This window comes from Ruegeria sp. AF5 (assembly GCF_056541905.1).
This window is the reverse complement of record NZ_JBQFYZ010000007.1, coordinates 120,835-143,308: the sequence shown is the minus strand read 5'-3', so window position 1 is coordinate 143,308 and position 22,474 is coordinate 120,835. Positions and strand designations below refer to the sequence as shown.

Genomic DNA, 22,474 nt, shown 5'->3' with positions numbered 1-22,474 from the left:
TCCGATCCTAGTCTTCGTAGCCCAGCAACGCGATGGGCGCATCCGGGGCGCGGTAGAAATCCAGCGGTGCCTTGTCATGGGCGGCGGTGCTGCGTTTGAATTCATACCGCATCTCGCCGCCTTCATCCTGATCGGCAATGATCAGGCATTGATACAGAAGATTGGCCCCGTCATAAATATCGACCAACCCGCGCAGGCGCGGTGTTGTTTCCGCCTCAACCGTGAAACCATCTTTCCACAATTTGAGAATTTTGTAGGTATTGTCGCCCATCTGGACACGAAGGCGACTGGCCTTTTTCAATGTGGCGATTCGGGCCGCGTCCAACTCGGCGCGTATTTCCTTTGAAACATAAGTACTCATAAAATCACTCCCCCGCTAATGACCTCTATTGTGCGGGAACTGTTGTAAAAATCCAGTGAACGCGTTCACGCAACAGGCTGTGCCTGCGGTTTGTTGCACAGAAATCCCATCATTGCCTGTGCGCGCATGCAGGTCTTGTGCGCGGGCAAATGCATAGGAACAGGCGGGGCTTGGACCTATCTTTGGCCAAACGCCTATGCGGAGGATGAGATATGGGCCTGCTGGTCGATGGAAAATGGCAAGACACCTGGTATGACACCAAATCCACGGGTGGCGCATTCAAACGCAGCGCGGCGCAGTTTCGCAACTGGCTGACCGCCGATGGCCGCGCGGGACCGTCGGGCAAAAGCGGGTTCCGGGCCGAAGCCGGGCGGTATCACCTGTATGTCAGCCACGCCTGCCCCTGGGCGCATCGCACCTTGATCTTTCGCGCGTTGAAGGGGCTGAGCGATCTGGTTTCGGTTTCGGTCGTGCATCCCGACATGCTGGATCACGGCTGGACTTTTGAGGCGGATGATCACGGTGCCACGGGTGACCGTCTTTACGGGCTGAGCTATGCACATCAGATCTATACCAAGGCGGATCCGTCCTATTCCGGTCGCGTCACAGTGCCGATCCTGTGGGACAAGGCGCAGGAGACCATCGTTTCGAACGAAAGTTCGGAAATCATCCGCATGTTCAATTCGGCCTTCAACGATATCACTGGCAATACGGACGATTACTGGCCAAAGGCGATGCGGGGCGAGATCGAAGAGGTCAACGCGCGCATCTATTCAGACGTCAACAACGGCGTCTACAAGTCGGGCTTTGCCACCTCGCAAGCGGCCTACGACGCCGCCGTGGGCCCGTTGTTCGACACGCTGGACTGGCTGGAAGGGCGTTTGGCGCGGAACCGGTATCTGATGGGGGACCGGATCACCGAGGCCGATTGGCGGTTGTTCACAACCCTGATCCGCTTCGACCCGGTCTATCATCTGCATTTCAAGTGCAACAGGCAGCGCCTGATCGATTATCCAAACCTATGGGCCTATACGCGGGAGCTGTATCAATGGCCCGGTGTCGCCGGGACCGTGAACATGGATCACATCGTGCGCCACTATCACTACAGCCATGACAGCATCAATCCGCACCGCATCATTCCGGTGAACCCGGTGCTGGATCACATGGAGCCGCATGGGCGCGATCAGCGCCCGGCAGCGTAATGTTCGACCATCGCCGCCAGATCCTCTGGCGGCGTTTCGCTTTGAACATAGGCACAGGCATTGGGACTGTGCGCAAAAATCGACCCGTCGGAAAAGAAGGTGGTGTTGGTGACAAAAATCACCCGCGCCTCGGGGCGGCGATAGCTGGCAAAATCGGCCACAGCCAATGCGCTTCCGGTTTCCAGAACCAGATCCAGCACGATGATATCAAAATCCGTGCCATAGAGCGCCAGAATGGCGGCCTCCTGAGCGTCAACCAGCGTGACTTCGGCGTCTTGCCGCTCCAGATGTCTTTTCCAGACCCGACCAAGGTCGGGGTTACTCTCAACAATCAGAACTTTCATTTGCAACAACCTCGGCACTTGGTATGGTGAGTGGTGCCGACCCCCGTGGTCCGTGATCTCGTTATTTCCTTAACAAAGTGTTAACAGCAGCCGCACGCTTGCGTGTTCGGGCGGATTTGCTTGTGTAAATGGCAAAAATCCGCTTGAAGCACCCCGAAACCGGTCAATCCCCGCAGAGAGAGCAGATGAGTACACTTGATCACGGCTTGGACCCCCGCGCAGTTCGCGACCACGGCGGGGGGCTGGACAGGGCGATTGTCAGGTATGGTGGAACGCGCGCAGATTGGATCGATCTGTCGACCGGAATCAATCCGCATCCTTACGCAGTCGCGGGTCTGACCGCCGGAGATTGGGCCGAATTGCCGGATCACGGTGCCTTTGAACGGCTGAGTGATGCGGCCCGCAGGTTCTGGAACGTGCCACAGGGGGCTGCGATCCTGCCGGCACCCGGTGCATCGGCTGTCATCTCTCGCATTCCGGCGCTGGCCGCGCCAGGGCGTGTCCGGATCACACCGCCCACCTATAACGAACACGCCGCCGCCTTTTCGGCGCAGGGGTGGCGAGTTCAGCCTGAGGGCGCGGCTGACGCCCGCGTGATCGTGCATCCAAATAACCCGGACGGACGTATCTGGCAGGAAAGCGACGTCTCGGCCCCGCTGACCGTGATCGACGAGAGCTTTTGCGATGTCACGCCAGAGGTATCGTTGATCGATCAGGCGGAACGTCCCGGCGTGATCGTGCTGAAGAGCTTTGGCAAGTTCTGGGGGCTGGCCGGGATGCGGCTTGGGTTTGCCATCGGGCGGCCTGAACTGATCAACCGCCTGAACGACCTGACCGGACCCTGGTCGGTGTCCGGCCCGGCCCTGCGGGTTGGGACACAGGCCCTGTCGGACGATGACTGGGCTGATGCCACACGCGCGCGACTGGCGGATGAGGCGGCCCGGCTGGATGCGCTGATGCTGACCAGGGGCGCAAATATTGTCGGTGGCACCAGCCTGTTTCGTCTTTATCGGGTCGATGACGCCTCGGGGTGGCAGGACCGGCTGGCCCGCGCCCATATCTGGAGCCGTATCTTTCCCTATTCGGAAAGTTTTCTGCGTCTGGGTCTGCCACCAGAAAGGGGATGGGACAGGCTGGAGGCCGCACTGTGAGCCCTGCCCTGATGCTGGTCTGCGCCCTGTGTCTGGACGCCACTCTGGGAGAGCCCGACTGGCTCTGGTCCCGCGTCAAACACCCGGCGGTGATGATCGGCAACCTGATCGGCTGGCTGGACAAGCGCCTGAACCACGGGCGCGGTCGGCGACTGAAAGGGGTGGCGGTGCTTGCCCTTCTGATCTGCGGGGCATGGGGTCTTGGATGGGGTCTGTCGCAGCTGGGGCCGGTGGTTGAAATCCTCGGCTGTGCGATCCTGCTGGCGCAGAAGTCGCTGGTTGCCCATGTCCGCGCGGTTGGTGACGGGTTGCAAACTTCGCTGGAAGACGGGCGGGCGCAGGTGGCTATGATCGTCTCGCGCGACACGCAGAACATGGCCGGGGCACAGGTGGCGCGTTCAGCCATCGAAAGCGCCGCAGAGAACCTGAGTGACGGGGTCATTGCCCCTGCCTTCTGGTTTCTGGTCGCGGGGCTTCCGGGGTTGCTGGTGTACAAGGCGGTGAACACCGCCGATAGCATGATCGGCTATCGCACCGAAACGTACCGCGATTTTGGCTGGGCTGCGGCCCGGTTCGACGACCTGCTGAACCTGATCCCCGCCCGCCTGACCTGCGTGATGATCGTGGCGCTGTCCGGCCAATGGTTACGCTGGCGCGAGATTGCGGGGGATGCCCGGCGGCATATCTCGCCCAACGCTGGCTGGCCCGAGGCCGCCATGGCCCGCGCCCTGAATGTCGCGCTGGCGGGGCCGCGCAGCTATGATGGGCAGGTGCGCGACCTGGCCTGGGTCAATGGAGACGCCCCGCGCGAGATCGGCGCATCAGAGGTTTTTCGCGCATGTGACGTGCTCTGGCGGGTTTGGGGGCTTGCGCTTGGGCTCGTGTCAGTGTGGGTTGGGGCCGAACTGATATTCTGACGGACCTTTTCATGCGTATACTCTCAGGCCTGATCGCCGCTGCCCTGTTCACCTCACCTGCGCTGGCGCAATGTGGCGGTGGTTTTAATTCCTTTGTCAAAGGGCTGAAGGCCGAAGCCGTGCAGCAGGGTTTGGACAAATCAGCAGTGAACGGGTTTTTTGAAGGGGTGCAGCAAGACAGCGCCGTGCTGAAGGCCGACCGGGCGCAGGGCGTTTTTCAGAAGCCCTTTGTTGAATTTTCCCGTCGTCTGATTTCGCAGAACCGGATCGAGCGCGGGCAAGCGATGTCGCGTAAGTACGATGCGGTCTTTGATCGGATTGAGCGCGAGTATGGCATTTCCCGCGGGGTGCTGCTGGCCTTCTGGGCATTTGAAACCGATTACGGATCGTTTCAGGGCGACTTCAACACCCGCAACGCCTTGGTGACGCTGGCCCATGATTGCCGCCGCCCGGAACTGTTCCGGCCACAGATCTTCGCCGCCATCGAGCTGTATCAGAACGGTGATTTCGACCCGGCCCGCACCACCGGCGCATGGGCCGGAGAGATCGGCATGGTGCAGATGCTGCCGCGTGACATACTGGAAAACGGCGTCGATGGTGACGGTGACGGGCATGTCCGCCTGAAAAGCTCGGCCCCTGATGCGCTGATGTCGGGGGCCAGAATGCTGTCTCATCTGGGATGGCGCGCGGGTGAGCCTTGGTTGCAGGAGGTCACCGTGCCCGCGCAGATGGACTGGTCCCTGTCCGGCCCCGGTAAGCCGCGTTCGGTGGCTGAATGGCAGGCGATGGGCGTTCAGGCGCGCAGCGGGTCCTTGGCCAACCTGCCCGCCTCGCTGATCCTGCCACAGGGGCACAACGGGCCTGCCTTTCTGGCCTACCCGAATTTCGATGTCTATTTCGAATGGAACCAGAGCTTTGTCTATGTTCTGACCGCCGCTTATTTCGGAACACGGCTTGAAGGCGGCCAGATCTATGACGCGGGCAATCCCGCGCAGGGCCTGAATGGCGCACAGATGAAACAGTTGCAGACCAAGCTTCAGGCCAAAGGATATGATGTGGGCAAGATCGACGGGATCCTGGGGTCAGGGACGCGAGCTGCGACGCAGGCGGAGCAGAAACGTCTGGGCCTGCCTGCGGACGCATGGCCAACGATGGAGTTGCTGGGAAAACTCTGATCCAGCGGCTCGCACTGCTGCGGTATGGCGCAAAACCCCAAGATTATTCGACGATATCGGCACCGACGCCGCTGATTATGTGACCGGATATTTCTTGGGGTCAATTCCATGTCTTTGACAGACAATATCAATGTAACTTCCCTTTGGAGGAATACCGCCGAATTTGCTGCGAATACCACTGCGGGTTTCGCCCTGGAAGTGGTGAAACCGGGCCCAATCGGGTTCGTAGTCTTCAATGTTCTCGACCGGGTCCAGAAACCCGCGACGCGGCCAATATAAATGCCAATGCTGGCCTCGGTCGATTTCACCGGTAACCCCCAGCGCCCAGCGGGTCACACTAGGGCCGGTTGTCGTCCACGGAAGATCGTAGAGCGTGATTGTCTCGCCTGCCTCATAGCGTTTGACCAGTTTTTCGATGTGATCACTGCCCAACCAAAACGGGATCGGGACTTCTGACTCAAGGAAATTCAGGATCAGCTTCAAGGCCAGAGATGTCTTGGGAAGGCGCAACACGCAATTGTTCATCGCCTTGTTGCGCCAGACGACACCAAACAGATAGTCCGGTGGAACATCCAGCGGCCGGACGCAGTAGATATCCAGATCAACCCACACATAGTCGGTTTTTTGCAACATGTGGATCCGGAAGATGTCTGAATAGACCGCCATCCGTCTCCGGCCACCGGTCAGGTTTTCGGTGGTTTCATCTGTATAGATTTCGCGGGCATCATGAACAACGACGCCTTCGGGAACATCTATGTTCAGATCCAGCACGTACAGGTGGAAGACATAGCCATGATCCAGAAAGGACTGAATGCACACTCTTTCAACGCAAGATAACGGCGAGCCAAACCAGAAACTTGCAACTTGAAAATCCAAAACAGCACCTCTTGCCCAAAGCCGAAACGGGATCGCTGCTGCACTAACGAAGCGGTGCGTGGCTCGTCAACCGCAGCGGCGGTTTTGGCGCGACTTACCCTGCTTTGCGCCAGTGCGTTGTGTCGGGGTGCCCACAGTTTGGTTCTGGCCCGTCTTCGGGCGCGCATATTTGGGCTGGTGTTCCCGGCATGGCCTTTGACGTTTGCCGCAGGTTCAGTTCGCTGCGCGGGTTGGTCCGTTGCCAACATGGCCGGCCCAAATTGTGACTTCTTTATTTGGGCCGCACCGGGTACCTATCCCCTTTCTGATCGATCAGGATCAGCCGCTCGCCACTGTGGACATACAGGTCGCAGCGGCTGAACCCGTTGCGATACGCGATGCAGACGGAACCGTCATCGGCGATGGAGTAGGTTCCGAATGCAGACCCCCCGCCCGCGTAGGTATAGGAATAAGCGCCCCCCGCCGAAAACTTGGCCTGACCATCATCGTAGAAGGTCAGCGTCTGGCCCGCGAGGGCGTCAAGCTCGGCCACTGTCAGCGGGACATCGCCGGATTTGACGGGCCATTCAGCGGCGACAACTGAAGTGGCGGCGATGAGGGCGGGGATCAGAAAACGCGTCATGAGGCCAAGGTAGCGCGTTATGCCTGCAATCATCATAACGTTGCGGTGAGCGGTCAGGCCACCATCTGCTCGGCCTTTTTCAGGTCGACCGAAACCAGCTGGCTGACGCCCTGTTCCTGCATGGTGACGCCGAACAGACGATCCATGCGCGCCATGGTCACCGCGTGGTGAGTGATGATCAGGAAACGGGTGTCGGTCTGGCGGCACATCTCGTCCAACAGATCACAAAAACGGGTGACGTTGGCATCGTCCAGCGGCGCGTCGACTTCGTCCAGCACACAGATCGGGGCCGGGTTGGCCAAGAAAACGCCGAAGATCAGCGCGGTCGCTGTCAGGGTCTGTTCGCCGCCCGACAGCAGGCTGAGGGTCGACAGTTTCTTGCCCGGCGGCTGGCACATGATTTCCAGCCCCGCATCCAGCGGGTCGTCGCTTTCGACCATGACGAGATTGGCCTCGCCACCGCCGAACAGGTGCTTGAACAGCATGGCAAAGTTCGAGTTCACCTGTTCAAAAGCGGTCAGCAGACGTTCGCGCCCTTCGCGGTTGAGGCTGGAGATGCCGCTGCGCAGGGCTTTGATCGCCTCTTCCAGATCGGCCTTTTCACTGCTGAGCGTGTCGAATTCTTCCTGAACGTCCTTGCTGTCTTCCTCGGCCCGCAGGTTCACCGCGCCCATGGCGTCACGCTGGCGTTTGTGACGGTTCACTTCGGCCTCCAGAGCATCCGCAGCGGGCATCTGGTCGGGGTTTACGTCCAGCTGGTTCAGCAACTGGTTCGGGGTCAGTTGCTGGTCTTCGGCAATTCGTTCTGCTGCCGCAAGCACGCTTTCCTTTGCCGCGTCACAGCGCGCCTCGGCTGCGGCGCGGTTTTCGCGGGCTTCCGAGGCCAGGCGTTCCGCCTCACGCTCGGCCATCACCACGTCGCGCAACTGTGTTTCTGCTTCGGCCAGCTTGTCGGCGGCATCGGCCCGCCGGGCTTCGGCGGCTTCGATCAACTCGTTGAGCTCTTCCCGTGCCTCGGCGATTTCGCCGGGAGCGGCCATGGCCTCGGTCAGTTCCTCTTCCGAGCTTTCCTTGCGCTCGGCCAGTTCCGAAATCCGTTTCTCGGCCGTTTCCAGACGGTGCCGCCAGCCACTCAGGTCCTTGGTGACCTCCTGCGTGCGGCGGGTGCGGGCGTCGCCTTCACGGCGCAGCTCATCATGGGTCGAGCGGTGGGTCAGCATGGTGATCCGCGCCGCCTCGACCGTCTGTTTGATGTCCTCAACCTCGGCGCGGGCGCTGTCGAGGTCACCCAGATCGTTCAGCGCCGCCTCGGCCTCGCGCAGCTGCACGCGGGCGGACATGGCATCTTCTTTGTGGCGATCCACGGCAAGGGCCAGTGTTTCAAGCTTGCCCTGCGCAAGGTTGCGATCCGCCTCGGCGCGGCTGAGCTGGCGTGCGGTTTCGGCCATGCGCTGATCAGCGGCACGGCGGGCTTCGCGCGCGCGGCGGTCGGCCTCGGTCACGTCCGCCAGTTGCCGCGACAGGGTTTCATGCGCGGCGCGGGCGCCGTCGGCCTGCGCCTCGGTGCGGGCCAGTTCCTGTTTCAGCGCCTCAAGCTTGTTGAGCTGCTCCAGTCGCAGCGCCGCCGCACTTGGCGCATCCTCGGCCCAGGCACGGAACCCGTCCCAGCGCCACAGATCGCCGGAGCGGGACACAAGACGCTGGCCCGGCTTCAACGACGCCTGCAGCCGCGCGCCCTGATCCGCATCGACCAGTCCGATCTGCGCAATGCGACGGCTGAGCCTGTCCGGCCCCGACACGTGCAGCGCCAGCGGGTCGACCCCATCTGGCAAGGGCTGATCACTGTCATAACCTGCCACCTGAACCCAGCCGGACGGGCCGTCACCTTCGACCAGCGGTGCACGGAGGTCATCGGCAAGCGCAGCACCCAGAGCCTTCTCAAAACCCGGTTCCACGCGCAGCAGGTCCATCACCTGCCCGCCTTCGGCCGTGTCGCGTTCCACCAGCTTGGCAAGCGCGGTGGTTTCGGCGCGGATTGCACCCAATTCACCTTCGGCCTCGGACCGTTGCGCGCGTGCCTCGGCTTCGCGGGCCTGCGTTTCATTGCGCAGCTCATCTGCGGCGGCCAGCGCCTCTTCGGCGGCCTCGGCGGCTTCGCGGGCTTCTTCCTCACCCTCCTGCGCGGTTTCAAACGCCTCGCTGGCGCGGGTCAGGGCTGTTTTGGCCTCATCCACGGCCAGCCGGGCTTTTTCCTCTTCGCCCTCAGAGCGTGCCAGCGTCTTGCGGCTGTCTTCGACCAGTCGCTGCGCCGACTGGTGACGGGCGACCAGACGCGCCATATCTTCGGTCTGCTGCGACAGGTGGTCTTCGCGGTTCTGAAGGATCGACGCGGCTTCGCGGGCAATTTCTGCGGCTTCCGCCACCTTCGCGTCATGCCCTTCGGCAGCCTTGGCCAGTTCGCGGGCTTCCCATTCCAGCCGTTCGATCATCTGGCCCGCATCGCGGTTCAGGCCGGTTTCCCGGTCGATATCCTTGCCGAGCTGATGAATGCGGCTGGTCAGTGTTTCAATGGTCTGGCGCGCGCGGGTTTCCTGATCGGTCAGTTGATCGCGCTGCACCTGCTGGCGTTGCAGGACAGCGGCGGCGATGGCCTCTTCCTCGCGCAGAGGGGGCAGGGTTTCTTCGATCCCGGCCCTTTTTGCTGCTGCGGCGCGGGCTTCGGCCTCGGCGCGGGAGGCCTCGGAAATCCGGGCCCGCAGCTTGTCTTCAGCCTGCTGGCGGGCCATGTCGGCCTCTTTCCAGCGGCGATAGAGCAGCATTCCCTCGGCCTGACGCAGCTGTTCGCCGATTTCGCGATAGCGTGCGGCCTGACGGGCCTGACGGGCCAGTTGCGCAAGCTGCCCGCCCAACTGCTCGAGCACGTCATCGACGCGGGTCAGGTTGGACTCGGTCGCTTTCAGCTTCAGCTCGGCCTCATGCCGGCGTTGGTACAGCCCCGAAATCCCGGCGGCCTCTTCCAGAATGCGGCGGCGGGCGCGGGGTTTGGCGCTGATCAGCTCGGCGATGCGGTTCTGCCCTACAAGCGCCGGGGAATGGGCACCGGTCGAGGCATCCGCGAACAGCATCTGCACATCGCGCGCGCGCACATCCTTGCCGTTGGTCTTGTAGGCGCTGCCGACATCGCGGGTGATCCGGCGCACGATTTCAAGCTGGTCGGTGTCGTTGAACCCCGCAGGCGCCAGACGTTCGGAATTGTCCATGGTCAGGACAACTTCGGCGAAATTGCGGGCGGGCCGTGTGGCGGCACCGGCAAAGATCACATCCTCCATCGCGCCGCCGCGCATGGATTTGGGGCGGTTTTCCCCCATCACCCAGCGCAAGGCTTCAAGAAGGTTGGACTTGCCACAGCCGTTCGGACCCACCACACCGGTCAACCCGTCCGCGATGATCAGATCGGTCGGATCAACAAAGCTTTTGAAGCCGGTCAGTTTGAGCTTGCTGAAACGCAATGGCCGCGTGTCCCGTGATTCCTATGAATTGAAAGTCTGCGCAAGGGATGGGGTCCGAGTCAACGCAGTTGCGCAGGATATGGGAGATCAGTGCAAGTTATCCACAACATCTTGCCGAAATGCGCAGGAACACGCGTATGTCAGTATGGGCTGCATTCGAAGACCTGATAGCCGCTGTCGCCCCCGACATTTTCATAGATACCATAGTCGATACATTCATATCGGGGCGTCGAGACGGCAGTCAGCAGCAGCCGTTCCCCCGCCTCGCGGTCACACCCCAAAACACCAACCGTGACAGCCGCATCGCCCAGCACGTCGAGGATCGGGCAGCCCGAAACCTGCGCCATGGCCAGCGCGGCGCGATCCCGAACAGGGCCTAGCCGCGGGGCATATTGCGCGTTGATCCGCACCGCCTCGGCCAGATCACCGCGCACGCGCACATCGAACACACTGCCGTTCACCGCCACGCGGGTGGCAGGAACGTCGCGGAAATGCGGGGTCCCGGCGGCGCAGGCGGCCAGCAGGAGCGGAGCGAGAAACCGGATCATGCCGCAGAGTTGCAGCAATTTGGTTAACAGAACCTTTCTGGACGTCAGGCGCGCAGAACTTCGCCTAACCGGCGGATACCTTCGCGGATCGTCGCCTCGTCCGAGTTCGAGAAGCTGAGCCGGATCGTGTTCGCCCCGCTGCCGTCGGGGAAAAACGCCTGCCCCGGCACAAAGGCCACTTTCACCGTATCCAGCGCCTGCGCCAGCAGGTCAGACCCGCTGATTCCCGACGGGAGTGTCACCCAGACGAACATGCCGCCTTCGGGGCGCGTCCAAGCCACCCCGTCGGGCATGTGCTGTTGCAGCGCACCCAGCATCGCATCACGGCGCGCGCGGTAAGTGTCGCGCACTTTCGGGATATGGGTGTCAAAGCACGCTTCCGCCACCTGATGCACGGCCATCTGGTTGATGGTCGCCGAATGCAGATCCGCCGCCTGTTTCAGCAGAACCATCTGCGAGATGATCGGCTTGGCCGCAACAACCCACCCCATGCGCAGACCCGGTGACAGGGTTTTCGAGAAGCTGCCACAGTAGATCGTCCGGCAGTTTTCGATCGATCCCTTGCGCTCCTGTTCCAGAGCCAGGATTGGCGGGATCGGATCGCCGTCATAGCGCAGTGCCTGATAGGCGCCGTCTTCGATCAACGCGCAGTCCAGTTCGTCGGTCAGGTCCAGCAATGCCTCACGACCCGGGCGGGTCAGGGTTTCGCCTGTCGGATTGGCAAAATCGGGCGACAGATAGGCGAATTTCACAGCGCCATCCCCTGCCGCAACCCTGAATTCATCGGCCCCCTTGTTGCCATTGAGCCGGTCAAAGCGCGGCTCATACGCGTTGAACGCGGCAAGCGCGCCCAGATAGGTGGGCCACCCGACCAAAGCCGTGTCGCCGGGGGACAGGAACAGCTTGCCCAGATAATCCAGCGCCTGCTGCGAGCCCGAGGTGATCAGGACGTTGTCCATGTCACATTCCACCCCGATTTCGCGCATGTGCTGCACCAGCCACCGGCGCAGGGGCGCATAGCCTTCGCTGACGGAATATTGCAGCGCCTGCGCCTGCATGTCCGGCCCCAATGCCTGCTGAAACGCCTGAGCGAAAGCCTCAGCCGGGAAAAGCGCGGGGTCCGGAATGCCACCTGCAAAGGAAATGATACCGGGCTGATCGAGCAGTTTCAGCAGCTCGCGGATTTCTGATGCCTTCATCCGGGAGGCCCGGGTGGCAAACAAAGGGTGTTGGGACATGAGGCTCCTCCGATCTCATTTCGGCGCAGCCTATGCTTTCTCAAATTAAAGTCAACACTTCTGACCTAATATTTCAGCGGATGTGACCGGGTATTCTTGAACAGCCCCCCGGTCCATGGTCAAATGAGTTGACCAATTTCGGAACGGACCATGCCATTTCAGAAAGTTCAGACGGAAAAACTGTCACTTGCGGTCGTTCGCCAGATCGAGCTGTTGATCCTGCGCGGCATCCTGCGCCCCGGGGAGCGCCTGCCGCCCGAGCGTGAGTTGGCCGAACGGATGGGTGTGTCGCGCCCGTCCCTGCGCGATGCGGTGTCCGAGCTTCAGGAACAGGGGTTGCTGACAACAAAAGCCGGCTCCGGGATCTATGTGGCCGAGGTTTTGGGCTCGGCCTTTTCGCCGGCGCTGATCCGGTTGTTCAGCAGCCATGACGAGGCCGTATTCGATTACCTGTCCTTTCGCCGCGACATGGAGGGGCTGGCGGCGGAACGGGCCGCGCGGCTGGGATCAGAAAGCGACCTGAAGGTTGTTCAGACGATCTATGACAAGATGCGGGCGGCCCATGACCGGAACGCTGCGGACCAAGAGGCGCAGCTGGATGCCGAGTTTCATATGGCCATCATCGAAGCCAGCCACAATGTGGTGATGCTGCATATGATGCGGTCAATGTATGACCTGCTGGTGCAGGGTGTGTTCTATAACCGGCGGACAATGTTCCGGCAGCGCGCGACCCGCGAGGCCATTCTGGACCAGCACAGCACTATCAACGCAGCCCTTCAGGCCCGCGATCCGGCAGCCGCACGTCAGGCCGTCGAAACGCATCTGAGCTTTGTCGAACGCTGCATGATCGATCAGCAGAAGGCCGAGCGGAACGAGGCTGTTGCGCAGCAAAGGTTGCAGCACGAAACCCGTCAGGCCTAGCGCTTTCCAAGTGCCCTCAGGGATCAGGCGGCCCCGGTCTCGGGCTGGATCAGGTGTGACGGGAAAGGTGCGCCGCTGCCTTCGCCCAGATCGTCATTCGGGGCGATGGTTGTCAGGGCCGGGTCGATGAACAGCCGCGCGCCCCGGTCCCTGAGGTGTTTATGCAGCATCACATGCTCGCACACGAGGTCGCCCTTTTCGTCCCGGCAGGAATAGCGCAGGCCACGCAAGGCGCGGGTCTTGTACATTCCTGCACCGCCGAAGGCGCTGTCGACCGGTATCAGGGGCATATCGGACGGGATGTGGTACTGCCGGTCGAAAACCGCTGATTTCAGAAGAACTTTCCGCCACTTTCGGCGCCCGAACAGCGGTTTGCGCGTTGTCTGAATTCTTTGCCAGACGTCTTCGTCACACCAGCCCGCGCAACGCAGGGCGTAGATATCGTAATAGGCCGGTTTGGAATTGGCAAAGACACCTTCCCAGCGTGGTACGGACCGTTGTGCAGCCGTCAGAACCGTCTGAGCGTCCAGACAGACATTCGGCCCGTTCAGATCAAGCACCAATGTCAAGTCGTGACCGCTGTCGCGTTCTTCCAGCCTGCTGAGGACAGCGTTTCTGGCCGCCGTGATCCGCTCGACCCGGTCTGGCAGTCTGGAGGCCAGACCGTCCATGCGGACAAGGTCCACTTTCGGGTCGCGGCGCGCGAATTCAGACAGAACCCGATCTGTGCGATCGGCGTTGTCGTTTGTTGCGATGGTCACGGAATAGCGGTGCAAGCGGGTGGTCAGGTCTTCGATCCTGTTGATGCTTTCGATCAGCGCGGCCCCGCCGTTCCTGACCACCCCAACAATATTCATCGAAACGTCTTCGCCTGCCACGGCCCGTCTTTCCCTGCTCTTTTCGCACCCGTCGACCCCAAGCGGAACATTCAGACCCTCTGAAGGGTACAGAATCCGGGTGATGTTCCGGTCAATACAATCAGCCCCGCCACCAAAACAAAAGACCCGACAGCGCAATGCTCTCGGGTCATCTGCGTTTTTTACCTGTCGGTGTCCCCGTCAGTGCAGCTTGGCGCCCACATCTGCGATCGAGGCATCGATCAGCTTGTTCGCCTGCGCGGCTGTCATTTGCTTGGCCAGAACCGAGCTGGCGGCGGCAATCGCAACCGAAACGGCCTGATCGCGCACGTCTTTAACGGCAGAGGCTTCGGCCGAGGCAATCTGGTCCTGCGCAGCAGCCAGACGGCGTTCAATCGACTTTTCGAGATCGACCTTCGCCTGGTCCGCAGCCAGAGCCGCGTCCTGTTTGGCCGCCTCGACAATCGCGTCGGCCTGTGCCTGCACTTCACGCTGCTTGCGCTCGTACGAAGCCAGCAGGCTGCGTGCTTCTTCATGCAGGGCGCGGGCTTCGTCCAGCTCGGCCTTGATGCCTTCGGCACGGTTGTCCAGCGCACCGCCGATCATGCCCGGCACCTTGAAGTAGAACAGGACCGCGATGAAAACGATGAAGCCCAGAAGGACGACAAAGTCAGTATTGCCAAGCGAGAAGAACGGACCGCTTGCAGCCAGCGCGGGGCTGGCGGCACCAACGGTCAGGATAAGGGCAAGAGTGTTCCGCATGTCACTTATCCTTTCATCTGCGCGTCAATGGCACTGCCGATGGCTTTGGCATCCGCCTCGCCGCCCAGCGCGGTGACCAGTTCAGCCGCCGTATCCTTGGCGACCACTTGAATGCTTTCCAGCGCACCGGCACGGATTTCGGCAATTGCCTTTTCCGATTCAGCCGCCTTTGCAGCGATTTCCGCATCCGCCCTGGCAATCGCATCATCCAGACCAGCCTGGATTTCTGCGCGTGCTTCTGCCGCGATACGCTGCGCTTCGGCACGGGCATCGGCCAGCGCCTTGTTATAGGCCTCCTCGGCCTCGACCGCTTTGGCCTTCAGATCTTCGGCCGCAGCCAGGTCATTTGTAATGGTCCCCCGGCGCTCGGCCAGGATTGCCGCGATGCGGGGCAGAGCCACGCGAGACAGGACCAGAAAGATGACGACCAGCGTAATGACCAGCCAGAAAATCTGGTTGGGGAACCAATCGAAGCAGAGCTGCGGCATCCCGATGGCAGAGCCATGCGAGTCGACGCACGCGCCAACTACTTCTTCGCTAATGGGTTCAGTCGCCATGATGTCCTCCGTCGGAACGTTGTCTTTACAACAGGTGGGCCGCTATGGCTTGGACCCACCTGCGCGTAAGGATCAGGTTCCGCAGATTAGACGGCGAACATCAGCAGCAGCGAGACCAGGAATGCGAAGATCCCCAGGGCTTCTGCGAATGCGATACCGATGAACAGGGTTGCGGTCTGCGAAGCAGCCGCCGAAGGGTTGCGCAGGGCGCCGGCCAGGAAGTTGCCTGCAACGTTGCCCACCCCGATTGCGGCTGCGCCGGAACCGATTGCTGCCAGGCCTGCGCCGATGTGTGCGAGATCGCCTTCCATGATGTATCTCCTTACGAATTGGAAGTTTCGATGTTGGGTTATCGGACCTTAGTGCGAAGGATGCAGCGCATCTTTCAGATAAACACAGGTCAGAATGGTGAATACGTAGGCCTGAATGAAGGCCACAAGGACCTCGAGACCATACATTGCGGTGATCGCCAGAACCGACACGGGCGAAATCAGGGAAATTGCGGCAAAGCCTGCAAACACCTTGATCACCGCGTGGCCAGCCATGACGTTACCGGCAAGACGAATGGAGTGGCTGACCGGGCGTACGAAGTACGAGATCAGTTCGATGATCGCCAGGATCGGGCGCAGCGCCAGCGGCGCGCTGGAGACCCAAAACAGGCCCAGGAACGCGGCACCGTTCTTGACGAAACCCAGAATGGTCACGGTCAGGAACACGGCCAGCGCCAGCGGGATGGTCACGGCGAAATGTGATGTGGTGGTGAACGAGGTCGGGATCAGGCCCAGGAAGTTCGCGGTCACAATGAACATGAACAGGGTCATGACATAGGGGAAGAACTTGACGCCGTCCTTGCCGCAGATGTCTTCCAGCATCTTGTAGATGAAGCCATAGGCCAGTTCCGCAATCGACTGCATCCGGGTCGGGACGATCGCGCGCTTTGTTGTGCTGAGAACCAGCAGGCCAAAGATCGCCACGATGGCCAGGAACAGCCACAGGGTCACGTTGGTGGGGGTGTACCAGGCAATCTCGCCACCGAACAGCGGCTTGACGATGAACTGGTCCATCGGGTGAAACACCAGGCTGCTGGCTTCTGCTGCGTGGTCTGCGCCTTCGGCGCCGTGTGCTGCGGTGGTCTCGCTTGCCACGTTCAGTCCCTCTCGTCCTTTTCGGCCTGCATATGGGCCGCTTGTTTATCTTGAACCTCTTTCGCGCTGCGGAGCATAACCTTCACGCCCGCGACAAGGCCCAGCAATGTGAACAACACCAGAAAGATCGGGATCGTCCCGAGCAGGCTGTCCAGCCCGTATCCGATGCCAAATCCGATCCCAAGACCGGAAACCATTTCGATGACCATCCTCCAGGCAAGCTCGCCCCCGGATATGTCACTGTCAGCGCGGGCAGCCGGCTTTCTGGCCTTTTTCGCCGCGTCGATCTTGGCCTCAAGCTGCGCCATACGCTGCTTTTGGTCGTCATCGGTCACGGACGGAATCCTCGCGCTGTCTTGCGCATGGTGCTAAGGCGCGAAAGGCGCAGAGTCAACGGCGTTGATGGTGTGAAATGACGCAGGTTAGTGTGTTGTTTTTAAACTGTTATTACTGGTTAACTCGTCCAGCCAGATTGCTTGCCCATTCCCTGAACGGCAACAATCACCCAAAAACCCATATTCAACCTTTTGGTTGATCTTTGTGCGTGCGCTGAGGCCACAGGTGTCGAACAAGACGTCCGTCGATCAGCAAGAGCCCGGCAAAAATCGCCGCCATGCCCATCAAATGTTCGGGTTGCAGAGTTTCCCCCAAAACCCAGGTTCCAAGTATCAGGGCGGAAACCGGTGCGATCAGCGTGACGGTCGAAATGTTGGTTGGCCCGACTCTGGGCAGCAACCAGTAGAAGGCAATGAAAGCGGCCGAGGTCAGCACAAAACCGATCATCAGCAACGAAAGCCATGTTTCAGTGTGCTCGATCACCGGCAGGCCTTCACGCCAAAGCGCCAGGGGTAAAATCGCCAATGTCGCTCCTGTCAGGGCAAGGGCGACCAGCACCACCGGCTGCATGTCACGGAAGGCCCGCGCAATGTTGACGGAAAACGCGTAACAGATCGGCGCGCACAGGGTCAGCAAAACCGCCCAGAACTGAGAGGTTTGGCCATTGTGCAAAATCGGGACGGACAACACGACAATCCCGATGAAGCCGCACAACACACCAAGGGATTTCAACAGCGTCGCACGCTCGCTTCCCGGCCAGAAATGCGAAACGATGACGGCAAAGGCCGGTGTTGTCGCATTCACGATCCCTGCCACGCCGGACGCGATATGCTGCTGCCCAAGCGCATAGAACGCAAATGGTGCTGCATAGCTTAGCGCCCCGAACCCCAGCAGACCAATGGCGCGCCGGAGTGTCAGGTGAACCGGCATGCGGGCTGCAATCACATAGATCCAACAGCCCAGCGCCCCAAATGCAACGCGTCCCAACGATACGGATAGCGGCCCAAGTTCGCGCAGCAATATGGCGTTGAACATGAAAGACATGCCCCACCCGATGCCAAGGACGCAGATCACCAGCCAGTATTTCAGCGCCATAGCCGCCCCCTTTGCGCATCGCCGCTGAACAGTGACGTGATGGGGGAAATTGTCAAACGGGTTCTCGCCCATTAGGAAAGACCCATGTCCAACGATCTCGACACCGTGTTTGCAGCCCTTGCCGACCCCACCCGCCGCGCCATTCTGGCGATGCTGCTGGAGGACGATATGGCCGTGACGGATGTGGCCGAGCCGTTCGAGATGTCGCTGGCGGCGATCTCGAAACATCTGGTCATCCTGACCAAGGCCGGGCTGATATCACAGGAAAAGCGCGGCCGGGTGAAATGGTGCAAGCTGGAACCCGACGCGCTGCGCACCGCTTCGGTCTGGATGCAGGGGTTCGGTCAGTTCGAACCCATCAACCTGGATGCGTTCGAACGGTTTCTGGAAGTCGAGCTTCCGATCTCGGACGAGACCTAGCGCACCACAAAGACCGACATGCTGGCATGTTTGGCCAGATATCCGGCGTGGCTGGAAAAGATGTAGTCGGTGATCCGGGGCGCATGGGTGCCCACGATGATCAGGTCTGCACCGATCTCTTCCGCTGCACGGGTCAGGTCGCTGTCCACTTCGGCAGCAACATCGACCGAATGTATCTTGCGCACCGCAACTTCGGCCGCGCCTTCTGATGCAAGCTGTTCGGTGAAGTCGGCCAGTTGCTTGTCTATCTCGGCCTCGGTTTCCGAGGATGCACCCATATGGGCCCCGCTGACACTGACCAGAGTGATCTTGGCGCCCTGCCATTTTGCCACCTGCGCGGCGACATCTGCGGCCTTGCGAACCTCGGGCGGCAGGTGGCGGTCAATCGGCAGCATGATATGTTTGAACATAATCTCCTCCTTTTGTCCGCCTTCCAAGGTAGTCCTGAGACCAAGGGCCTGCCTTGATCTGGCTCAACAGATTTTGCCTTTGGAATTCGTGGGCAATCCGTACCGGTTTCAGATCGGGAGCGGCCTTATTCAGTTGCCCGGCGTTGAGGGCTGGGGCGCGGGGCCTCTTCTTTCAGCAGCATCAGCAGGGCAATGACCGTCAGCGCCACACCGCCCAGGATCAATCCCGTCGGGACAGGTTTGCCCAGCGCGATTTCCCACAGGATCACCCAGCTTGGCACCAGATAGGTATAGGCCATGACCTTGGCCGACGGCAGCCGAAGCGAGGAGAATTGCACCAGAACGAAACTAGCCGCTGTTGCGAAGAATGAGATATAGAACAACCCGATCCAGACGATGGCGGGAAGAGCTGCCCAATCGGTCGCCTTCAGGTCGGACCAGCCGAACAGGACCAATAACAGGCACCCGGCAACCAGCGTTCCGAACGTGAACACGACGGCAGGTTCTCCGCGGTTCAGCCTGCGGATCATGGGGGTGTAAATCGCGTGCGCGACACATCCCCAGAAATAGATGATCTCGCCCCCGCCGATCTGGAAGGCGCGGAACATCTGCCAGTCGGCCCGAAAGATCACCCATAGCGCCCCAATCGCACCGATGGTCAGGGCCATTGCCATGCGCGGCGTGGTGATCTGGCGCAGCAGGACCCAGCCCGCAATGGCCGAGACAACGGGGGTCAGGGTGAAAACCGCGGCAGCGCTGACCGGCGGGGCGGTTTGCAGCCCGTAAAACATCAGGACAAAATAGGTGGCGAACAACCCGCCCAGCACCAGATACCGCCAGGGCGCCTGTGCGGCACTGCGGGGCAGACCGGTTGTCGCCAGTGCCGCCACACCAATCACCACAGCCGCAATGGCAAAGCGCACCGCATTCAAGGCCGCCGGAGCAATTTCGTTGGCAATCATCGACCCCAGCGAGAAGCTGCCTGCGACAAGGGCCGAAAAGGCCAGCATGGCCAGATGGCCACGCATCTGCGGGTTCATGGACACCAGCCTTTGGAGGCTTCTTTCAGAAAACTCAGGAACGCTTGCACCTTGGTCGTTCGGTGCAGGTCCACATGGGTCACCAGCCACAGGTTGCCGAACCATTCCGGAAGCGGGTCGATCACTTCGACCAGAGTGTCATGACGGGCGGCCTCCCAACGGGCCATGAAGCCGATACCGGCCCCAGCCAGAACGGCCTCGCGCATACAGAAATTGTTGGTGCAGCGAAAGGTAATGCGGTCGGCGGATACCGTGTTGCGCAGCCACCGGGTGAACGGCGCGCGGCTGCCTTCATCGTCAGAGCTGACGAAGTGATGGTTCCCGAAATCCTCGATACCCGAGGGTTTGCCGTGCCGTTCGATATAAGAAGTGCTGGCATAGAGGCCGACTTCTTCCTGCCGGAAGGGTTGCACAACGTTGTCGGGCTGATCCGGGGCCGATCCCGCACGGATCGCAACATGCGCTTCGCCATATTCCAACCGGAACAGGCGGTCTCCGGTCAGGTAGCGCACGATCAGCTCGGGGTGCATCTTTTGAAATTCGGTCAGCGTCGGCACCACCAATGGCGCGATGGAGCCCAGCGACGTCACCACCAGTTCACCCGATACATCGTCACCGCGCCCCTTCATCCGGCCGACAAGCTGGTTGAACTGGTCTTCGGTGGCCTGCGCCACGCGCAGCAAATCGTCGCCCGCTTCGGTCGGGGTATATCCCCGCGCGTGGCGCTGGAACAGTTTGACACCCAACCGGGCCTCGATCGCGTCGATGTGGCGGATCACTGTGGCGTGGTGCACGCCCAGAACCTCGGCCGCGCCGCTGACGGTTCCCATGCGCGCCACCTGATAGGCGGTCCGCACCTCATCCCAATTGTCCATCGTCACACCGTTCTGTGCAATTTCTAACAATAGCTGTTGATGTATCCGAGTTTTGTTCGCAAACGCAACAGCCATATTGGGATCAGAACAAGATTTCCCTGACCTAAAGGACCCGAAAAATGGCTAAAACCATCCTGCATATCGACGCCTCTGCCCGCCGCGCGGGTTCGACCACCCGCGACCTGTCTGACCGCATTGTCCGGCAGTTGGGTGCCGCCCGCATCGTCCGCCGAGATCTGGCCACCCCCCTGCCCCTGCTGACCGAAGACTGGATCGCCGCCAACTTTACTCCGGCCGAGCAGCGCGACGACCTGCAACGCGACCGGCTGGCCCTTTCGGACGCGCTGGTGACCGAATTGCAAGAGGCTGATACCATCGTTATCGGCCTGCCGATCTACAACTTCTCGGTCCCCGCTGCATTCAAGGCCTGGATCGACCTGGTCGCCCGCGCGGGCCTGACCTTTTCCTATTCGGAGAACGGCCCAAAAGGGTTGCTGGAGGGTAAACGCGCCATTCTGGCAATCGCGTCGGGCGGTACCGCTGTCGGATCCGAGATCGACTTTGCCACCAACTATGTGCGTCACGTTCTGGGCTTTATCGGCATCCATGATGTAGCGATCATCGCCGCGGATCAGATGGCGGTGAACCCCGAAGCCGCGCTGGAAAGCGCCAAAAAGGCGGTAACAGAACTGGCGGCCTGATCGCCACTGGTCATTAAGCCCTGAAACGTCCAGTCTGCTGGTCAGATGGAACTGGCGGACTGGATGGCGCGCATGAAGAAGATCGGAATTCTGGGCGGTGTGGGCTGGGCCTCGACCGTGGACTATTACAGGGCCATTGCCGAAGGTGCCGGGCGTCACTTTGCGGCGCGCGGCCACGGCGCGCCCCTGCCGATCCCTGCCATAACCATCGAATCTGTCACACAGGCCAAGACCCGCGCCCTGCGGGGTGTCGCGGGGGACGAAGCCAGCTGGGCGGCGTTTGATGCGGTGTTTCGCGACGCGCTGCTGACGCTGGAGCGCGCAGGCTGCGATTTTGGCATCATAGCGTCCAACACCCCACACGCGCGGCTGCACGCGATCAGACAGGGTGTTTCCATGCCCATTCTCAGCATTTTCGACGCGACGGCAGAGGCCACGGCCAACACAGGCGTGTCAAACGCATTGGTGCTGGGAACAACCGTGACGATGCAGGCCACCAACTATGCGGATCGTCTGGCGGCCGAGGGCATCACTGCGAATGCGCGGCTGCCCGACCCCGAGATTTCCGAGATGCAGGCCATGATCGACAGTGATTTCTACGGTGGTGCCTCTGATGCGGCCCGTGCAAGGTTGCTGGCCTTTTGCGACAAACACGCCCGTCCCGGAACCGCCATTCTGCTGGCCTGTACCGAGTTGCCGCTTGCCTTTCCAAACCATCTGGATGACCCGGTATTCGAGGCCGACGGGCACCTGTTCATCAACCCGTCCGCCGCTCATGTCGCCGCCGCGCTGAAACTGGCGCTTGAGTGATCAGGGCAGCCACATAACGGTGCAACCGATGCGATCGAAGAACGCCATCACGTCGGATTGTTTCATCACAACGGTACGGTCATTGACCAACGGGTGCATATAAATCACCTCGGCCCCTTGGGCAGCGGCGTCCATGAAAAATTGCACATCGTTCTGCACGCCGTTGATCATCGCCAGCGGGCTGACCGCACCGGGGCGAATACCAAGGTTCTGCAACAGCCGGTCTGCCGAACCGAAAGACAGGGCGCCGACACCCAGTTCTGCGCCCAGCGCCTTGAGGTCAATCTCGCGGCTTTGTTCCAGCGTCACCAGGTAGTTGCGCTTTTTCTTGTCGCGCAAGTACAGGTTCTTGACCCGCAACGCGTTCTCGCCCGGCACCATGAACTGGCCTTCTACGGCCTTGGAGTCCTCGACCGTGCGCAAGGGAACATGGGTATGCAGGCGGTAGGGCAGCCCCCAGTCATCCAGCTGCGCCAACAGCGCGTCAGAACTGAGCGGCAATGTATCCTGAAATGTGGATGATGCGTCCATGAGGCCCTCCTGTTTGTAGCGCTCATCGCGCAACATGGCAGCGAATTCAAGCTGGGGCAGAGCAGAAAACG

26 protein-coding genes are annotated in these 22,474 nt (G+C 60.8%); 8 read left to right on the top strand and 18 right to left on the bottom strand.

All coding sequences use genetic code 11. The features are described from left to right. Nucleotides 1-7: 7 nt before the first annotated feature. Nucleotides 8-361 carry a hypothetical protein gene (locus tag ACR0DS_RS12310; protein ID WP_209506181.1) on the bottom strand — a complete coding sequence of 118 codons (354 nt, stop codon included), beginning with the start codon at nt 359-361 and terminating at the stop codon, nt 8-10. Between the two features lie 212 nt (nt 362-573). Here ACR0DS_RS12310 and ACR0DS_RS12305 point away from each other — a divergent pair, with 212 nt between their 5' ends. Next, nucleotides 574-1,563 carry a glutathione S-transferase family protein gene (locus ACR0DS_RS12305; RefSeq protein WP_480559665.1) on the top strand — a complete coding sequence of 330 codons (990 nt, stop codon included), beginning with the start codon at nt 574-576 and terminating at the stop codon, nt 1,561-1,563. Here the strand turns inward: ACR0DS_RS12305 and ACR0DS_RS12300 are convergent. Beyond that, nucleotides 1,545-1,907, bottom strand: coding sequence for a response regulator transcription factor (locus ACR0DS_RS12300; protein WP_209506176.1), 363 nt, complete (start codon nt 1,905-1,907; stop codon nt 1,545-1,547). The two genes, ACR0DS_RS12305 and ACR0DS_RS12300, sit on opposite strands and share 19 nt — an antisense overlap. Before the next feature lie 185 nt (nt 1,908-2,092). Here ACR0DS_RS12300 and cobD point away from each other — a divergent pair, with 185 nt between their 5' ends. The 3 genes from cobD to ACR0DS_RS12285 are packed head-to-tail and all read left to right on the top strand — an operon-like array spanning nt 2,093 to nt 5,150. Beyond that, on the top strand, nt 2,093-3,058 hold the full coding sequence (cobD, locus tag ACR0DS_RS12295; RefSeq protein ID WP_480559663.1) for a threonine-phosphate decarboxylase CobD: 966 nt from the start codon (nt 2,093-2,095) through the stop codon (nt 3,056-3,058). Beyond that, nucleotides 3,055-3,975 (top strand): adenosylcobinamide-phosphate synthase CbiB, encoded by a 921-nt coding sequence (gene cbiB, locus ACR0DS_RS12290; RefSeq protein WP_480559661.1) that lies wholly within the window; start codon nt 3,055-3,057, stop codon nt 3,973-3,975. The genes cobD and cbiB overlap by 4 nt, the downstream gene beginning before the upstream one ends. A gap of 11 nt (nt 3,976-3,986) precedes the next feature. Beyond that, the gene (locus ACR0DS_RS12285) at nt 3,987-5,150 is read left to right on the top strand and encodes a lytic murein transglycosylase (RefSeq protein ID WP_480559659.1); all 1,164 of its coding nucleotides are present in this window, start codon (nt 3,987-3,989) and stop codon (nt 5,148-5,150) included. 75 nt (nt 5,151-5,225) lie between these two features. On the opposite strand, the gene ACR0DS_RS12280 is transcribed toward ACR0DS_RS12285, so the two are convergent. The 5 genes from ACR0DS_RS12280 to ACR0DS_RS12260 form a co-directional block, all read right to left on the bottom strand. After that, nucleotides 5,226-5,969, bottom strand: a complete 744-nt coding sequence (locus ACR0DS_RS12280; protein ID WP_480559657.1) for a hypothetical protein — start codon at nt 5,967-5,969, stop codon at nt 5,226-5,228. Nucleotides 5,970-6,297: 328 nt separating this feature from the next. Then, nucleotides 6,298-6,648, bottom strand: a complete 351-nt coding sequence (locus tag ACR0DS_RS12275; RefSeq protein WP_480538723.1) for a hypothetical protein — start codon at nt 6,646-6,648, stop codon at nt 6,298-6,300. 53 nt (nt 6,649-6,701) lie between these two features. Then, on the bottom strand, nt 6,702-10,157 hold the full coding sequence (locus ACR0DS_RS12270) for a chromosome segregation SMC family protein (RefSeq protein WP_480559655.1): 3,456 nt from the start codon (nt 10,155-10,157) through the stop codon (nt 6,702-6,704). Nucleotides 10,158-10,297: 140 nt separating this feature from the next. Next, entirely contained in the window at nt 10,298-10,705 is a 408-nt protein-coding gene (locus ACR0DS_RS12265; RefSeq protein ID WP_480483776.1) for a hypothetical protein, read from the bottom strand. A 44-nt stretch (nt 10,706-10,749) separates the two neighbouring features. Beyond that, nucleotides 10,750-11,943 carry an aminotransferase-like domain-containing protein gene (locus ACR0DS_RS12260; RefSeq protein ID WP_480559653.1) on the bottom strand — a complete coding sequence of 398 codons (1,194 nt, stop codon included), beginning with the start codon at nt 11,941-11,943 and terminating at the stop codon, nt 10,750-10,752. A gap of 150 nt (nt 11,944-12,093) precedes the next feature. Here ACR0DS_RS12260 and ACR0DS_RS12255 point away from each other — a divergent pair, with 150 nt between their 5' ends. Further along, nucleotides 12,094-12,864 (top strand): FCD domain-containing protein, encoded by a 771-nt coding sequence (locus ACR0DS_RS12255; RefSeq protein ID WP_480487174.1) that lies wholly within the window; start codon nt 12,094-12,096, stop codon nt 12,862-12,864. A gap of 23 nt (nt 12,865-12,887) precedes the next feature. Here ACR0DS_RS12255 and ACR0DS_RS12250 read toward each other — a convergent pair whose 3' ends face one another. The 7 genes from ACR0DS_RS12250 to ACR0DS_RS12220 form a co-directional block, all read right to left on the bottom strand. After that, on the bottom strand, nt 12,888-13,721 hold the full coding sequence (locus ACR0DS_RS12250) for a hypothetical protein (protein ID WP_480559651.1): 834 nt from the start codon (nt 13,719-13,721) through the stop codon (nt 12,888-12,890). Between the two features lie 201 nt (nt 13,722-13,922). After that, nucleotides 13,923-14,483 (bottom strand): F0F1 ATP synthase subunit B, encoded by a 561-nt coding sequence (locus ACR0DS_RS12245; protein ID WP_480487178.1) that lies wholly within the window; start codon nt 14,481-14,483, stop codon nt 13,923-13,925. 5 nt (nt 14,484-14,488) lie between these two features. Further along, entirely contained in the window at nt 14,489-15,040 is a 552-nt protein-coding gene (locus ACR0DS_RS12240; protein WP_480559649.1) for a F0F1 ATP synthase subunit B', read from the bottom strand. An 86-nt stretch (nt 15,041-15,126) separates the two neighbouring features. Continuing rightward, a complete protein-coding gene (locus ACR0DS_RS12235; RefSeq protein ID WP_005981269.1) occupies nt 15,127-15,351 on the bottom strand; it encodes a F0F1 ATP synthase subunit C in 225 nt (74 codons plus the stop codon). Nucleotides 15,352-15,399: 48 nt separating this feature from the next. Further along, the gene (locus ACR0DS_RS12230; protein ID WP_480559647.1) at nt 15,400-16,185 is read right to left on the bottom strand and encodes a F0F1 ATP synthase subunit A; all 786 of its coding nucleotides are present in this window, start codon (nt 16,183-16,185) and stop codon (nt 15,400-15,402) included. Nucleotides 16,186-16,187: 2 nt separating this feature from the next. Continuing rightward, complete coding sequence (locus ACR0DS_RS12225) at nt 16,188-16,520, bottom strand: AtpZ/AtpI family protein (protein WP_480559645.1); 333 nt, start codon at nt 16,518-16,520, stop codon at nt 16,188-16,190. Nucleotides 16,521-16,704: 184 nt separating this feature from the next. After that, entirely contained in the window at nt 16,705-17,616 is a 912-nt protein-coding gene (locus tag ACR0DS_RS12220; RefSeq protein WP_480559643.1) for a DMT family transporter, read from the bottom strand. A gap of 84 nt (nt 17,617-17,700) precedes the next feature. Between ACR0DS_RS12220 and ACR0DS_RS12215 the strand changes: the two genes are divergently transcribed. Then, nucleotides 17,701-18,036 carry an ArsR/SmtB family transcription factor gene (locus ACR0DS_RS12215; RefSeq protein ID WP_480507349.1) on the top strand — a complete coding sequence of 112 codons (336 nt, stop codon included), beginning with the start codon at nt 17,701-17,703 and terminating at the stop codon, nt 18,034-18,036. On the opposite strand, the gene ACR0DS_RS12210 is transcribed toward ACR0DS_RS12215, so the two are convergent. From ACR0DS_RS12210 to ACR0DS_RS12200, 3 genes are all read right to left on the bottom strand, one after another. Continuing rightward, nucleotides 18,033-18,446, bottom strand: coding sequence for a universal stress protein (locus tag ACR0DS_RS12210; RefSeq protein ID WP_267367733.1), 414 nt, complete (start codon nt 18,444-18,446; stop codon nt 18,033-18,035). The genes ACR0DS_RS12215 and ACR0DS_RS12210 overlap by 4 nt on opposite strands. Before the next feature lie 125 nt (nt 18,447-18,571). Beyond that, on the bottom strand, nt 18,572-19,486 hold the full coding sequence (locus tag ACR0DS_RS12205) for a DMT family transporter (RefSeq protein WP_480559641.1): 915 nt from the start codon (nt 19,484-19,486) through the stop codon (nt 18,572-18,574). After that, nucleotides 19,483-20,361, bottom strand: a complete 879-nt coding sequence (locus tag ACR0DS_RS12200) for a LysR family transcriptional regulator (RefSeq protein WP_480559639.1) — start codon at nt 20,359-20,361, stop codon at nt 19,483-19,485. The genes ACR0DS_RS12205 and ACR0DS_RS12200 overlap by 4 nt, the downstream gene beginning before the upstream one ends. 119 nt (nt 20,362-20,480) lie before the next feature. On the opposite strand from ACR0DS_RS12200, the gene ACR0DS_RS12195 reads away from it, so the two are divergent. Next, nucleotides 20,481-21,062 carry an FMN-dependent NADH-azoreductase gene (locus tag ACR0DS_RS12195; RefSeq protein WP_480554743.1) on the top strand — a complete coding sequence of 194 codons (582 nt, stop codon included), beginning with the start codon at nt 20,481-20,483 and terminating at the stop codon, nt 21,060-21,062. A 72-nt stretch (nt 21,063-21,134) separates the two neighbouring features. After that, on the top strand, nt 21,135-21,872 hold the full coding sequence (locus ACR0DS_RS12190; RefSeq protein ID WP_480559637.1) for an aspartate/glutamate racemase family protein: 738 nt from the start codon (nt 21,135-21,137) through the stop codon (nt 21,870-21,872). Here ACR0DS_RS12190 and ACR0DS_RS12185 read toward each other — a convergent pair whose 3' ends face one another. Then, entirely contained in the window at nt 21,873-22,403 is a 531-nt protein-coding gene (locus ACR0DS_RS12185; RefSeq protein ID WP_480473923.1) for a prolyl-tRNA synthetase associated domain-containing protein, read from the bottom strand. Nucleotides 22,404-22,474: the final 71 nt, after the last annotated feature.

Excerpts from the sequence above, each read along its gene's own strand:
- ACR0DS_RS12185 (WP_480473923.1), bottom strand. The coding sequence starts at position 22,403 with ATGGACGCATCATCCACATTTCAGGATACATTGCCGCTCAGTTCTGAC.
- ACR0DS_RS12200 (WP_480559639.1), bottom strand. The coding sequence starts at position 20,361 with ATGGACAATTGGGATGAGGTGCGGACCGCCTATCAGGTGGCGCGCATG.
- ACR0DS_RS12220 (WP_480559643.1), bottom strand. The coding sequence starts at position 17,616 with ATGGCGCTGAAATACTGGCTGGTGATCTGCGTCCTTGGCATCGGGTGG.
- ACR0DS_RS12250 (WP_480559651.1), bottom strand. The coding sequence starts at position 13,721 with ATGAATATTGTTGGGGTGGTCAGGAACGGCGGGGCCGCGCTGATCGAA.
- ACR0DS_RS12275 (WP_480538723.1), bottom strand. The coding sequence starts at position 6,648 with ATGACGCGTTTTCTGATCCCCGCCCTCATCGCCGCCACTTCAGTTGTC.
- ACR0DS_RS12210 (WP_267367733.1), bottom strand. The coding sequence starts at position 18,446 with ATGTTCAAACATATCATGCTGCCGATTGACCGCCACCTGCCGCCCGAG.
- ACR0DS_RS12190 (WP_480559637.1), top strand. The coding sequence starts at position 21,135 with ATGAAGAAGATCGGAATTCTGGGCGGTGTGGGCTGGGCCTCGACCGTG.
- ACR0DS_RS12255 (WP_480487174.1), top strand. The coding sequence starts at position 12,094 with ATGCCATTTCAGAAAGTTCAGACGGAAAAACTGTCACTTGCGGTCGTT.
- ACR0DS_RS12215 (WP_480507349.1), top strand. The coding sequence starts at position 17,701 with ATGTCCAACGATCTCGACACCGTGTTTGCAGCCCTTGCCGACCCCACC.
- ACR0DS_RS12300 (WP_209506176.1), bottom strand. The coding sequence starts at position 1,907 with ATGAAAGTTCTGATTGTTGAGAGTAACCCCGACCTTGGTCGGGTCTGG.
- ACR0DS_RS12260 (WP_480559653.1), bottom strand. The coding sequence starts at position 11,943 with ATGTCCCAACACCCTTTGTTTGCCACCCGGGCCTCCCGGATGAAGGCA.
- ACR0DS_RS12235 (WP_005981269.1), bottom strand. The coding sequence starts at position 15,351 with ATGGAAGGCGATCTCGCACACATCGGCGCAGGCCTGGCAGCAATCGGT.
- ACR0DS_RS12285 (WP_480559659.1), top strand. The coding sequence starts at position 3,987 with ATGCGTATACTCTCAGGCCTGATCGCCGCTGCCCTGTTCACCTCACCT.
- ACR0DS_RS12205 (WP_480559641.1), bottom strand. The coding sequence starts at position 19,486 with ATGAACCCGCAGATGCGTGGCCATCTGGCCATGCTGGCCTTTTCGGCC.
- ACR0DS_RS12310 (WP_209506181.1), bottom strand. The coding sequence starts at position 361 with ATGAGTACTTATGTTTCAAAGGAAATACGCGCCGAGTTGGACGCGGCC.
- ACR0DS_RS12245 (WP_480487178.1), bottom strand. The coding sequence starts at position 14,483 with ATGCGGAACACTCTTGCCCTTATCCTGACCGTTGGTGCCGCCAGCCCC.
- ACR0DS_RS12195 (WP_480554743.1), top strand. The coding sequence starts at position 20,481 with ATGGCTAAAACCATCCTGCATATCGACGCCTCTGCCCGCCGCGCGGGT.
- cobD (WP_480559663.1), top strand. The coding sequence starts at position 2,093 with ATGAGTACACTTGATCACGGCTTGGACCCCCGCGCAGTTCGCGACCAC.
- ACR0DS_RS12265 (WP_480483776.1), bottom strand. The coding sequence starts at position 10,705 with ATGATCCGGTTTCTCGCTCCGCTCCTGCTGGCCGCCTGCGCCGCCGGG.
- ACR0DS_RS12240 (WP_480559649.1), bottom strand. The coding sequence starts at position 15,040 with ATGGCGACTGAACCCATTAGCGAAGAAGTAGTTGGCGCGTGCGTCGAC.
- ACR0DS_RS12305 (WP_480559665.1), top strand. The coding sequence starts at position 574 with ATGGGCCTGCTGGTCGATGGAAAATGGCAAGACACCTGGTATGACACC.